The following is a 12,410-nucleotide window of genomic DNA, read 5'->3' on the forward strand; positions in this document are numbered from 1 at the left end:
GGCCTGTCCTTTCGATAGTCAGTACAACAATTGCTTAGGCGGCGTTGCCTTCGCCCGGGAATTCAATGCCCACTTGGCGGCGGATCTCATCGGCAACTTCCATCGTCCGGATGGAGGAGGCCAACGGCCGTTGCCGGGTTTCGGTCTCACCGGCGGCGATGGCGCGTGCCACGGCCGCGGCTTCGTAGTGCAAGCCTTCCAAATGCCCGCCCGCCGCTTCGTTGTGGCGAAGCCGCGTGCCATCCGGGAATCGGATCTCGAAACCGCCGGGCATGTTGAAGGGGCCATCGATGGTCAACGTGGCCTCGGAGCCAACGATCGTTGCCGCGGTGGGGGTGAAATTATGCAGGTGGGTATTCATGACGGCCTGGTTTCCGCCCGGGAATTGCATGATGGCGGAGAGCTGGGCATTGACACCGGACTCGTGGGGTTGGCCGAAAGCGCTCAAGCGTTCCGGGGCGCCGAGGATCTCTGTGATCAGGGCCAGCGGGTAGGTGCCCAGGTCCAGCAAAGGCCCGCCAGCCAGTGCGGGGTCGAAGATGCGGTGGCTACGTTCGAAGTGCTCGCCGTATTCCGCCAGGACCGTTGTTACGGTACCCAGCGTCCCGGCGTCGAGCACTTGCCGGATCACGTCGAACTTCGGAAGGAAGAAGCTCCACATGCCCTCGGCGGCGAAAACGCCGGCTGCCTTGGCCCGCGCGGCGATATCCCTCGCCTGTGCCGCGTTCAGACCGATCGGTTTTTCGATCAGGACGTGTTTGCCGGCGTCGATGGCGAGGACGGCAGCGGCGTGGTGGAAGTTGTGTGGAGTGCACACGTACACGATGTCTATGTCCGGAGCCGCGGCCAGCTCTTCGTAGCTCCCATAGGCGGCAGGCACGCCGAAAGCGTCCGCGAACGCCTTGGACCGGTCCAAAGAGCGTGAGCCGACGGCGGCGATCACTTGCCGTGAGTGGGCCTGCACCGACTCCGTGAAGCGTTCGGCAATCCACCCCGGGCCCATGATCCCCCAGCGCAACGCGGGAGCGTCGCGGGAATCCGGGACGCGGGTCACCGGCAGACCAGGCACTGGCAGCCCGGATGACACCATCAGTAGACCACTTTCGTGTAGGCCCCGTCGCTGTGGAGCGAACGGATCATGGCTTGTGCGAGCTGGGACGCGCGCAGGCCATCCTCACCCGTGGCGATCGGCGCAGGCTCCCCCTTTTCGAGGGCCGAAATCCAAGCCTGAAGTTGCAGGCGGTAAGCGTCGGCGAAGCGTGGACGCCAGTCGGCAGGGATTTCGGAACTTCGCCTCCCCTCCTGCCGGACATCGAGGGCAGCCGGTTCCGGGAGTGCCGTAGTGCCGAACTCTGATACGACCTCGCACCGGGTGGTGTAGCCATACTGCGCGTTGAGGAAGAGTTCGAGCGTGGCCAGGGTACCGTCGGCCGCGCGCAGGAGCATGAAGGCTGGATCCCGCAGGTCACCGGTACTGTGCCGGGAACTCCGCCCCGCTTGCCAGGACACCTCGGTGATAGGCGAATCCAGCAGCCAAGGGATGATGTCGAGCTCGTGGATGGCCGAATTGGTGATGGCCGATTCCGAGCTCGCACCCGGACCCGCGGACGCCGTCCTGCTCGTGCAATGGACCTGTAAAGGCTCGCCTTGCGTGCGTGCCCGGGTGGCTTCGCGCAAGGCGACATAGCCGGGATCAAAACGCCTCATGAAGCCCATCGACAGCAGCCTGGCACCCGTTGCGGCCAGGAGGTCGGCTTCGGCCTCCACCACTTCGCGGCTTTCCAGGAGCGTGGGGGCCAACGGCTTTTCGCACAGCACCGGGGTCATCGCTTCGAAGCATTCCAGGACGAGCCCCGCATGGGTGGAGTCATGGGAGGCAACGACGACGGCGTCAACCTCACTGGAGTTGATCAGCTCGGAAGGATCGGTGGTGATGCGTGCGGACGGCGGCGCCGCGGCCGCCGCACGTCCGGCGTCGAGGTCTGCCACGAAGGTGACTTCGGCCCCGCTGATGGTGGTGGAGAGGTTCCTGATGTGGTCTGCGCCCATAACACCGGCGCCGATAACGCCAACCCGGATCGTCATGCTGTCTTCCCGTCTACTGCTTCGTGCACATTCCCGTGGTGGCATGGCGAGCGGGGGCCCATCCGGTTTTCCGGCGGACCCCCGTCTCTGTCCGCGCTGTCTCCCTGCGCCCTAGGCGTGGCGTGGGCTGTTTTCCTTTGAAGCGTCAGCGACGTCGGCGACGTCGGTCACTTCGGATACCCCGGCGACTTCGGCTTGGACTTCCTTGAGTGCTTCGGTGTGTCCGCCGAGTTGTTCGAGTTCGTGGGCGAGTTCTGCCAGTTCCGCGCCGCCGGCCATCTGGGCGGTGAGTTCGTCCAGGGTGATGTCCTTCTTGTCGTAGTAGCCGATGGACTTCCCGCGCTTGAGCAGCAGGAACCGGTCCCCGACCGGGAAGGCGTGGTGCGGGTTGTGCGTGATGAAAATGACGCCCAGGCCCCGGTCGCGGGCCTGCAGGATGTACCGGAGCACGACGCCGGACTGCTTCACGCCCAGCGCGGCCGTGGGTTCGTCCAGGATCAGCACCTTCGCCCCGAAGTACACGGCCCTGGCGATCGCGACGCACTGGCGTTCACCGCCGGAGAGCTGGCCGATGGGTTGTTCCACATCGCGCAGGTCGATGCCCATCTGAGCCAGTTCCGCCAGGGTGATGTCCTTCATTTTCTGGACGTCCATGGATTTGAAGGGCCCGAACCCGGTGGTCAGTTCCGAGCCGAGGAAGAAGTTCCGCCAGATCGGCATCAACGGGACCACGGCCAGGTCCTGGTACACGGTGGCGATGCCGACATCGAGGGCGTCGCGGGGGGAGTTGAATTTCCGTTCCTCGCCCATGACGTGCAGCGCGCCTTCGTCGTGCTGGTGCAGTCCGGCGATGATCTTGATCAGCGTGGACTTGCCGGCGCCGTTGTCCCCCAGGACGCAGGTGACGCGGCCGTTGTCCACGGCCATGGTCACGTCCCGCAGGGCGATGATGTTCCCGTAGTGCTTTCCGATCTTGTCCAGGGAGAGCAGGTGCACGGGGGTGTGGGTCAGCGGGTCCTTTTCATCCTTGAGCAGGGTCTGCTGGTCGATCTGTTTGGCATTCATTTCTTGTGCGCCCCTTCTACTTGAGCTCTGCGCGGCGTTTGACGATGAGGTTCACGATGGTGGCCAGCAGCAGCATCAGGCCCAGGAAGAACTTGAACCAGTCCGGGTTCCACTGGGCATAGACGATGCCCTTGTTCGCCATGCCGAAGATGAACGCACCGATCGCACCGCCCACCGCGGAGCCGTAGCCGCCGGTGAGCAGGCAGCCGCCGATGACCGCGGCGATGATGTAGAGGAACTCGTTGCCCACGCCTTCGCCGGACTGCACCGCGTCGAAGGCGAAGAGGTTGTGCATGCCCAGGATCCAGCCGCAGAACCCGACCGCCATGAACAACCCGATCTTGGTCTTCGTGACCGGGACGCCCACGGCGCGGGCCGCGTTCGCGTCCCCGCCGACGGCGAAGATCCAGTTCCCGACCTTCGTGCGCAGCAGCACCCAGGAGGCGATCGCGACCAGGATGATCCAGAAGAACACCGTGATCTTCACCTCGACCCCGCCGATGCTGATCGAGGACGCGAACACCGCGTGGGCGGAATCGAAACCGTCCAGCTTGGAGATCGACGGCGAGGACACGGACCCGCCGATCAGGCGGGTCAGGGCCAGGTTCAACCCAGTGAGCATCAGGAACGTCGCGAGCGTCACGATGAAGGACGGCAGCTTCGTCTTGACCAGGATCCAGCCATTGATGAAACCGATGCCGAGCGAAACGACGAGCGCCAGCACGACACCGACCCACGCGTTCAGCGAGAAGTTCCAGCTGAACAGCGAGGCAGTCAGGGCCGAGGAGATCACGGCCACACCGGTGGAAAGGTCGAACTCACCGCCGATCATCAACAGCGACACCCCCACCGCCATGATCCCGATCGTCGAGGAACCATACAGCACGGTCGCGAGCGCGTTCGGCTGCGTGAACGTCTGGGACACCGACGCGAAGAAGATGAAGAGGACAACGGCCCCCACGAGGGCGCCGACTTCGGGCCTGCCCAGAAACTTCTGGACCGGGCTACGGCGTCCGATACGCTCATCGCCGGGGGCCGAAGCCGGTGCCGGCGGCAGGGTTGCTGTGTTTGCCATAGGAAGAACTCCTTGTTGGTCAGGCCGCGCGGTGGTCACCCGCCGCGCGGCCAGAATCCTGGATCTAGCGGACGCCCTGCTGGGCGAATTTGAGGACGTCGGAAGCGTTGGACTTGTCCACGATGGTGGGACCGGTCAGAACGGGCTGGCCGCCACCGAGCTTGAAGCCGCCGCGCTTGGCCTGCCACAGGGAGTCAACGGACATGTAGCCCTGGAGCCACGGCTGCTGGTCCACGGTGAAGATCACAGAGCCGTCCACAATTTTCTGGGCGAGGTCCGCGTTCAGGTCGAAGCTAGCCACCTTTGCAGAGCTGCTGGCGTCCGTGACGGACTTGAGGAGCGTGAGGGTGATCGGCGCGCCCAAGCCGATGATGACATCTGCATCCTTGGCTGCCTGGAGCTTCGCGGTAGCGGTGGACTGGACCGCAGTCATGTCCTTGCCGTCGACGTACAGGATCTCAGTTCCGGGCACCTTCGCTTTGACGCCAGCACACCGTGCTTCGAGGCCAACGTGGCCTTGCTGCTGGATCACGCAGACCGGGTGCTTGAAGCCTTGCGATGCCAGCTTGGTTCCGACGGCCTCGCCTGCCAGCTTCTCGTTCGAGCCGAAGTGGGTGAACGCCCCGAGCTGTGCCGAGACACCCTCGCCGGCGTTGAGGCTCACCACGGGGATACCGGCATCGGTTGCTTTCTTGAGGACGTCCTTGAGGGCATCCGGCGTGGCGAGGGTGACGGCGATGCCGTCAACCTTCTGGTCGATAGCCTGCTGCACGAGCTGTGCCTGGCGCCCAGCCTCGGGGTCACTTGTGTAGAGGAGGTCAACATTGTCCTTCGCGGACGCTTCCTCAGCGCCCTTGCGGACGATATCCCAGAATGTATCGCCTGCCGCCGCGTGGGTGATGAGGGCGACTTTCATACGCGGAGTGCTGACGGCTTGACCGCCGCCGGCGGCATTGGCGCTGTCAGCCGGCTTCCCGCCCGTGCTGGAACAAGCGCTAAGAGCCATCATCGGAACGACGGCCGCAACGAGTGCCGCCTTCCGCCAGGAAAACTTCTTCACGATTTATCTCCTTTGATTGGGGTTGTGGCCCTGCCACTCTGCAGGAGCTCAAAGCCCTCTACACAGATCATGGTGACTCGCCTCACAGATGTCAATACTTTGTCCTGACATTAGGATGTTTTTACGTGAGATGGTCATGTGATCTCCCGGGGAACACCGTTCAGATCGGGGCTACGGGACGGGCCGAGACGTGGTGCTTCGCACCACCAGGACGGGATCGATCAAGGTCTGCTGGGGCTTGAGGGCCGGATCCTGAATCCTGGCGAGCAGCCTGTGCGCAACATCAACCCCGACAAGGTCGCTTCGGTTGTCGACGGAAGTGATGTCCAAGTACCTCGACTTTGCCAGCGGGGAATTGTCGTAGCCGATCACAGAAATGTCGTTGGGCACGCGAAGGCCCCTGGCCTTGAGGACGGCAAAGGCGCCCACGGCCATGGTGTCGTTGGCCGCGAAGATCGCCGTCGCGTCCGGGTAGTGTTCAAGCAGCCAGGAAGCCGCGGCGTAGCCATCTTCCTCCGAAGTGCCTTTGGACTCGGCAATCAGGAGTTCGACGCCGGCGGCCTGGATCTGCCGCCGGAAACCGGCACGCCGATGGGCTGACGCGCCGTCGGACCCTGAGAGATGGCCGATGCGGGTATGACCCAGCCCCAGCAAATGGCTGGCGGCCATGCCGCCGCCGCCGTCGTCGTCGTTGGTGATGAGGTCGGCGCCGCCCGGCACTCCCTTGCGCCACCCGGCCACCACCGTGGGCACCCACGTCCGGTCCAGCATGGACTCACTCGGCTCTGCCGCGATCACCAGCCCGTCGACATGCATGGCAAGCAGCCCGTCGGCGGCTTCCTTGATGCGGTTTTCGCCGGGCCTGGAGTCGGCCAACATGACGTGGTAGCCGAGGTCCGAAAGAACCGACTCCATGCCCCTGAGGAGATCGACGAACCAAAGGTTCCTGTAGTCGTCAATCAGCAGGCCGATACTCTTGGTCCGATTGCTCGCTAGCGTGGTCGCGGCCCTGCTGGGACGGTAGCCGAGCTCAGACATTGCCGACTGGACAGCTTGGCGGCGCTTGTCGCTGACCCTTTCCGGCGACTGGAGGACCAAGGACACCAACGACGGCGAGACGCCGGCATGTTTGGCAACGTCATAGATGGTTGGGCGGCGGGTTTTAGGACTTGTCGCACTCACGATTCGGGGAACCTTCCTACTCTGCTGTCAAGGGTATTCGTGGAACATTGACAGGACATACTCACATGATTAGGCTTTGTGTCCAGTGCTAAATTGTAGCGCTCCAAAATGCCGCAAGGGGTGTTCGGCACCCAGGCTTAATTTCGAAGGAGAAATCAATGGCTGAGAGCCTAGGGGTCGCCGTCATCGGCGCAGGTATGGCCGGCAAGGCACACGCGGCGGCCTACCGCACGGCGTCCGCCCTTTACAGCCCCGTGCTTCCGCCGGTGCGCCTCGTGTCCATCGGCGATGTGAACGCAGAGTTCGGGTCACTCGCCGCCCGACGTTTTGGCTACGAACGCAATGACACCTCATGGCAGGCCATCGCGGAAGCCGACGACATCGACGTCGTGAGCGTCGTCATCGCGAATTCCCTCCACCGCGAGGTGGTCGAGGGACTCCTGGCCGCAGGCAAGCACGTCCTCTGCGAGAAGCCGCTGAGCGACTCGATCGAGGACGCCCGGGCTATGGCCGAGGCCGCCCGCAACGCCTCGAGCATCGCGCGGATCGGCTTCACGTTCCGCCGCACGCCCGGCATTGCCTACATCCGCGATTTGATCCGGACCGGTGTCCTCGGCAAGGTGCTGCACTTCAGCGGCCGCTACTGGACCGACTACGGCTTCAGCCCGTCGGCTCCCATGAGCTGGCGCTACAAGGGCGGCCCCGGTTCCGGCGCACTGGCCGACGTCGGAAGCCACTTGGCCTACGTCTCCGAGTTCCTGTGCGGCGACATCAAGTCCATCAGCGGCGGGCGCCTGAGCACCGTCATCGACAAGCGCCCCGTGCCCCTTGGCGCCGTGATGGGCCACGATCACGCCGCCGTCAGCGACACCTTCGAGGCCGTGGAGAACGACGACTATGCCGCCTTCAACGCAGAGTTCGGGAACGGCGCCGGCAGCTTCGAAGTCTCCCGCGTTGCCGCCGGCCACGCCAACAGCCTCAACTTCGAAGTGTTCTGCGAGAACGGCGCGGCCAAGTTCGACCAGCGCCGCCCCTCCGAAATCCAGCTCTTTCTCAACGATGGTTCCGGCAACGAGAACGGGTACCGCCAGGTCATCCTCGGCCCGGGCCACCCCTACATCGCCGGCGGCCTCGCCATGGACGCCCCCGAGGTTGGCTTCGGCCAAAACGACGCTTTCGGATACCAGGCCCGCGCATTCCTCGAGGAGGTTGCAGGTTTGCCTGAATCCGAGTCCCTCCCCCGCTGCGCCACGTTCGACGAAGGCGTGCGCAACATGGAACTGCTCGGCGCTGTCACGGAATCGGCACTCAACAACGGAAAGACCATCACGCTATGAAACTCGGCGTCTACAACGCGATCCTGCACGACAGGCCGCTTCCCGAAGCCCTCAAAGTCATCGCTGATTTGGGCCTCACGGGAATCGAGATCAACACCGGCGGGTTCCTGCCCGCGGTCCACGTCCCCACTTTCGCCGACATTCTTGTCTCGGATGCCGCCCGCGACGACTACCTCGCGATCTTCGAGGGGACCGGCGTCGCGATCGCAGGACTGAACTGCAACGGCAACCCCTTGCACCCGAAGCGCGAGATCGGAGAGAAGCATGCCGAGGACATCCGCCGCTCCATTCGGCTCGCGGAGCGCCTCGGCCAGAACCGGGTAGTGACTATGTCCGGCCTGCCCGGCGGTGAGCCCGGCGCGACCGTGACGAACTGGATCGTCAACGCCTGGAACTCGGCGGCTTTGGATGTGCTGGATTACCAATGGGACGTCGCGGCGAAGTTCTGGCGCGAGACCGACCGCCTGGCTGCAGACCACGGCGTCAAGGTGGCCCTCGAACTGCACCCGCAGAACATCGTGTTCAACACCGCCGATGTCCGCAAGCTCATCGAGCTCACGGGAGCTACCCATGTGGGCGTTGAACTGGATGCTTCGCACCTGTTCTGGCAGCAGATGGATCCGGTAGCCGTGGTCCGCGAACTCGGCCCGCTGGTTTTCCAGGCAGCCGCGAAGGACGTCCGCGTCAATACCGGGAACGCCGCACTCTACGGCGTCCTCGACAACAGCTTCCGTCGCCTCTCGCCGGACGAAAACCGCACGAACCTCGGCGGTGACGAATGGGCCAACGAGTGGCCCAAGAACTCCGCGTGGGACTTCGTTGCCCTCGGCCGCGGGCATGACACCCCCTACTGGACCGAGTTCCTGCGTGCCCTGCATGAAGTGGACCCGAACGTGCTCGTCAACATCGAGCACGAAGACACCTCGCTCGGAAGGATCGAAGGACTCGAGGTCGCAGCCAAGGTCCTGCGGGACGCCGACGCAGCGCTCACAGCGTCGCTGAACGTGACGGCATAGCGGGTTCCTCGAACTGCACAAGAGGGCTTCATCCGATTTCGGATGAAGCCCTCTTGTGTTGGCACGCAGGGCTCTCCGTTCCCGCCCTTGCTACACTGGATGATGAATCCATCAAATAGTCAAGCAAAGGCTTGTACTGGCGGGCAAGGAGGCAGTCATGGAAGAGTTCGCGGATTTCCGGGCACCGCTGTACGAGGTGAAGGCCAATCTGTTCAAGGGGCTGGCCCACCCGGTCAGGATCCGGGTTCTGGAGCTCCTGTCGGCGGCGCCCGAAGTGTCAGTGACAGAGCTTCTGGCCGCAACAGGCCTGGAGGCTTCGCACCTGTCCCAGCATCTGTCGGTGCTGCGCCGATATCAGCTCGTCAAGGGAGAACGACGGGCGCTGCAGATGTTCTACACCTTGGCGTACCCACAGGTCGCGGAACTCCTCTCCGTTGCGAGACTGCTGCTCAACGACATGCTGCACACCACCCGGGCGCAGCTTGAGTCCTCAGAAGCGACTGCACCCGCGTCAGCCGCAGCGGCCAGCACCCGATGAAGATCCTGGTCGCCGCCCGGGCCTTCCTGCCCGCGCGCCAGGATTACGCGCTGTTGCCGCGTACCTGGAAAGGAGACCTGGTTGCCGGGGTCACCGTCGGCATCGTCGCGCTGCCGCTGGCCCTCGCGTTCGGTGTCAGCTCTGGCGCGGGTGCGGCCAGCGGACTGATCACCGCCGTAATCGCAGGCGTGATCGCGGCCGTTTTCGGTGGTTCCAATATCCAGGTCTCCGGACCTACCGGCGCAATGGTCGTGGTCCTGGGCCCGGTCATCGCCGCCCATGGGCTCGGTGCACTGGCCGCTGTCTCGGTCCTTGCCGGGGTGATAGTGGTTGCCGCCGGGCTACTCAAACTCGGGCGGGTCGTGACTCTCCTGCCTTGGCCTGTGATCGAGGGCTTCACCGTCGGAATCGCGGTAATCATTTTCCTGCAGCAGGTCCCTGCCGCGTTCGGCGGCAAGCCCGGGCCTAGCAGCAACGCCGTCATCTCGGCGATCCAGGCCATCGGCACTGTGTCCCCAGCCTCGGTTCTTGCCCCGGTTGCCGTGGTAGCTCTGGTCGCGGTGATCATGGTTGCCTCACCGCGGATCCATCCCCGGATCCCGGGCTCGCTCATCGCGATCATCATCGCCACTGTGGCCGCGCAGTTCCTCGATCTGCCCGTGACCCGGATCGGTGCCCTGCCCGATTCCCTGCCGGCCCCGACGATGCCTTCGCTGGACCTGGCGACGATCACCGCGCTGGCCGGGTCCGCGGCCACAATCGCGGCCCTGGCCGCGATCGAGTCGCTGCTCTCGGCACGGGTCGGAGCGTCGATCTCCGATACCGGCCCCTACGACGCGGACCGTGAGCTCCTGGGCCAGGGCCTGGCGTCCGTCGCGTCCGGATTCTTCGGCGGCATGCCGGCCACGGGTGCCATCGCCCGCACCGCCGTGAACATTCGCTCGGGCGGCCGGACACGCCTCGCCGCCATCACCCATGCGTTGGTCCTGCTGGCCGTGGTGTACTTGGCCACCGGCCCGGTTTCCCGCATCCCCCTTGCCGCGTTGGCTGGGGTGCTGATGGTCACCGCGACACGCATGGTCTCCCTCAAAACGTTGCGCAGCGTGATCGGATCAACCCGCGCCGACACGGTCGTGTTCTTCGTCACCGCACTGATCACCGTGTCCTTCGACCTGATCGAGGCCGTGGAAATCGGGATCGCTGTCGCCGCCTTCTTCGCCCTGCGTGCCTTGGTCCGGTCCAGCGGAGTGCACCGGGAAGAAATCCCCGGCCCGGTCCACGAAGGGGACGAGCACATCGCCGTGTTCCGGCTCGACGGGGCGTTGTTCTTCGCCGCCGCCGAACGCGTCCTGGAGCGGGTCAGCGCCATCCGGAACGTCGACGTCGTGATCATCCGCATGTCACAACTGCAGATCCTGGACGCAACCGGGGCCAGAACAATCACCGACATGGTCCAGGCTCTAGAACGCCGCGGAATCACGGTGCTGATCAAAGGGATCCAGGAGCGCCACCTTCGGCTCGTCACCCAGGTGGGGGTCCTGGACTCCCTCCGCCACCACAAACACCTCTTCACCGAACTAGCCCCAGCCGTCGAACACGCCCGAAGCCACGTCGCCCGCGCCGCCAGCGCACGCAACCCCGGCAAGAACCCGCAACCGGTCCAGCCGCAGGCGACCCTACAGGCGCCAACCCTGAAAGAAGACTAATGCCTTCACTGAACGAAGCAAGCGCCCACATCCGGGCCGCCCACCTGCTCGTGCGGTCCACCGAGGAATGGGACTCACTCTCCGAAGATTTGCTTCGGAGCTACGATCTCAATGACATCGACAAGATCGAAATGCTCCGCGAATCCTACGTTGCGGCTTGGAGATCGGTCGTCCGCAATCTCCTCCCCGACACGCTGAACGCCATCGACATTACGGTCACACCGGCCGTTCATCCTTGGGGCATCGCCACCCTGAATGCCGCCGGGCGCACCTGCGAACCGCTGCTGTGTTCCCCGGAAGAACTCCCCGCATTTCCCAAGACCGCGGTTCATGGCAGGCCGCGACTGCTTAGTTTCGAGGAAGTCATGGCCGGATACAACACCTGCCTGGCATCCCTGCTTCGGTAGCCAGGACAACAAAGGGAGGGAGGCAGCGAGAAACCCGCCGCCTCCCTTTGTTGTCTGCCCTTACTGGACCTTCGCGATGTACTTGCCCATGGTTTCCAGCTGGTAGCGGGACACCTCGTTGGCGTTGTCGTCCTCGGCGAAGACGCTGGACACCATGACAGTGTTGTCCTTGTCCAGGAAGCCGATTTCCTTGAGCCCGCCGAAGAACTCGTCCCAGTTGACGTCGCCGTCGCCGATCTTGAGGTGCTGGTGCACGCGCACGGCGTTGCCCGGCGGGTTGGTGATGTAGCGCAGCCCGTGGGAGGCGTGGTGGTCCATGGTGTCGGACACGTGGACCAGGCGCAGCTTGTCCCCAGCGGCCCGCATGATGTCGAGCGGCTTGTTGCCCATGTGGAACGTGTGGGAGGCAACGTAGACCATACCGATGTTGGGCGAGTTCACGCCTCGGATGACGCGCAGGGCGGCGAGTCCGTCCTCCACGAAGTCGTCCGGGTGCGGGTCGATGAGGACGTCCAGGCCTTCGCGCTCGATAATCGGAAGCAACTCCTCCATCGAGCGGTAGAACGCCCTTTCGGACTCCTCTGCCTTTTCCGGGCGGCCGCTGAATTCGGTGTTCATGGTCTGCACGCCGAGATCGACCGTGATCTGGATGGCACGCTTCCAATAACGGACAGCGGCCTCGCGGGCGTCTTCGTCCGGCCCGGACCAGCGCAGCACGGGAAGCACCGAGGCGATCTCGACGTCGGCATCCTTGCAGGCCTTCTTCAGCTTGCCCACCAGTTCGTCGTCAGCCTTGGGGTGGTTGAAGAACGGGATGAAGTCAGCGTGCGGGGTCAGCTGGAGGTATTTATAGCCGAGATCGGCGGCCAGTCGGGGAAACTCCAGCAGGCTGTGGCTGTGGTGGAACGGTGTGGGGTCGAGCGCAATCTTCATGGTCAC

At 64.2% G+C, this 12,410-nt stretch carries 12 protein-coding genes; 5 read left to right on the forward strand and 7 right to left on the reverse strand.

Features of this window, described 5'->3' with window-relative positions:
• Nucleotides 1-34 precede the first annotated feature (34 nt).
• From ACSVHC_RS06035 to ACSVHC_RS06060, 6 genes are all read right to left on the reverse strand, one after another.
• A complete protein-coding gene (locus ACSVHC_RS06035) occupies nucleotides 35-1,090 on the reverse strand; it encodes a Gfo/Idh/MocA family protein (protein WP_437772631.1) in 1,056 nt (351 codons plus the stop codon).
• Nucleotides 1,090-2,085, reverse strand: a complete 996-nt coding sequence (locus ACSVHC_RS06040; RefSeq protein WP_437772630.1) for a Gfo/Idh/MocA family oxidoreductase — start codon at nucleotides 2,083-2,085, stop codon at nucleotides 1,090-1,092. The genes ACSVHC_RS06035 and ACSVHC_RS06040 overlap by 1 nt, the downstream gene beginning before the upstream one ends.
• 111 nt (nucleotides 2,086-2,196) lie before the next feature.
• Nucleotides 2,197-3,150, reverse strand: coding sequence for an ATP-binding cassette domain-containing protein (locus ACSVHC_RS06045; RefSeq protein WP_437772629.1), 954 nt, complete (start codon nucleotides 3,148-3,150; stop codon nucleotides 2,197-2,199).
• Between the two features lie 16 nt (nucleotides 3,151-3,166).
• The gene (locus tag ACSVHC_RS06050) at nucleotides 3,167-4,225 is read right to left on the reverse strand and encodes an ABC transporter permease (protein WP_395801301.1); all 1,059 of its coding nucleotides are present in this window, start codon (nucleotides 4,223-4,225) and stop codon (nucleotides 3,167-3,169) included.
• A 64-nt stretch (nucleotides 4,226-4,289) separates the two neighbouring features.
• On the reverse strand, nucleotides 4,290-5,285 hold the full coding sequence (locus ACSVHC_RS06055; RefSeq protein WP_437772628.1) for a substrate-binding domain-containing protein: 996 nt from the start codon (nucleotides 5,283-5,285) through the stop codon (nucleotides 4,290-4,292).
• Between the two features lie 171 nt (nucleotides 5,286-5,456).
• The gene (locus ACSVHC_RS06060; RefSeq protein WP_437772627.1) at nucleotides 5,457-6,467 is read right to left on the reverse strand and encodes a LacI family DNA-binding transcriptional regulator; all 1,011 of its coding nucleotides are present in this window, start codon (nucleotides 6,465-6,467) and stop codon (nucleotides 5,457-5,459) included.
• Between the two features lie 158 nt (nucleotides 6,468-6,625).
• On the opposite strand from ACSVHC_RS06060, the gene ACSVHC_RS06065 reads away from it, so the two are divergent.
• The 5 genes from ACSVHC_RS06065 to ACSVHC_RS06085 all read left to right on the forward strand — a co-directional run bounded on the left by ACSVHC_RS06065 (nucleotide 6,626) and on the right by ACSVHC_RS06085 (nucleotide 11,471).
• Nucleotides 6,626-7,804 (forward strand): Gfo/Idh/MocA family protein, encoded by a 1,179-nt coding sequence (locus ACSVHC_RS06065; protein ID WP_437772626.1) that lies wholly within the window; start codon nucleotides 6,626-6,628, stop codon nucleotides 7,802-7,804.
• Entirely contained in the window at nucleotides 7,801-8,820 is a 1,020-nt protein-coding gene (locus tag ACSVHC_RS06070; RefSeq protein ID WP_437772625.1) for a sugar phosphate isomerase/epimerase family protein, read from the forward strand. Before ACSVHC_RS06065 ends, ACSVHC_RS06070 begins: the two co-directional genes overlap by 4 nt.
• A 157-nt stretch (nucleotides 8,821-8,977) precedes the next feature.
• Entirely contained in the window at nucleotides 8,978-9,358 is a 381-nt protein-coding gene (locus tag ACSVHC_RS06075) for an ArsR/SmtB family transcription factor (protein WP_437772624.1), read from the forward strand.
• Entirely contained in the window at nucleotides 9,355-11,064 is a 1,710-nt protein-coding gene (locus tag ACSVHC_RS06080) for a SulP family inorganic anion transporter (RefSeq protein ID WP_437772623.1), read from the forward strand. Before ACSVHC_RS06075 ends, ACSVHC_RS06080 begins: the two co-directional genes overlap by 4 nt.
• Nucleotides 11,064-11,471 (forward strand): hypothetical protein, encoded by a 408-nt coding sequence (locus ACSVHC_RS06085; RefSeq protein WP_437772622.1) that lies wholly within the window; start codon nucleotides 11,064-11,066, stop codon nucleotides 11,469-11,471. The genes ACSVHC_RS06080 and ACSVHC_RS06085 overlap by 1 nt, the downstream gene beginning before the upstream one ends.
• A gap of 60 nt (nucleotides 11,472-11,531) precedes the next feature.
• On the opposite strand, the gene ACSVHC_RS06090 is transcribed toward ACSVHC_RS06085, so the two are convergent.
• The gene (locus tag ACSVHC_RS06090; protein ID WP_437772621.1) at nucleotides 11,532-12,404 is read right to left on the reverse strand and encodes a sugar phosphate isomerase/epimerase family protein; all 873 of its coding nucleotides are present in this window, start codon (nucleotides 12,402-12,404) and stop codon (nucleotides 11,532-11,534) included.
• Nucleotides 12,405-12,410: the final 6 nt, after the last annotated feature.

Source organism: Arthrobacter sp. KNU-44 (assembly GCF_051843155.1).
Lineage (GTDB): Bacteria > Actinomycetota > Actinomycetes > Actinomycetales > Micrococcaceae > Arthrobacter.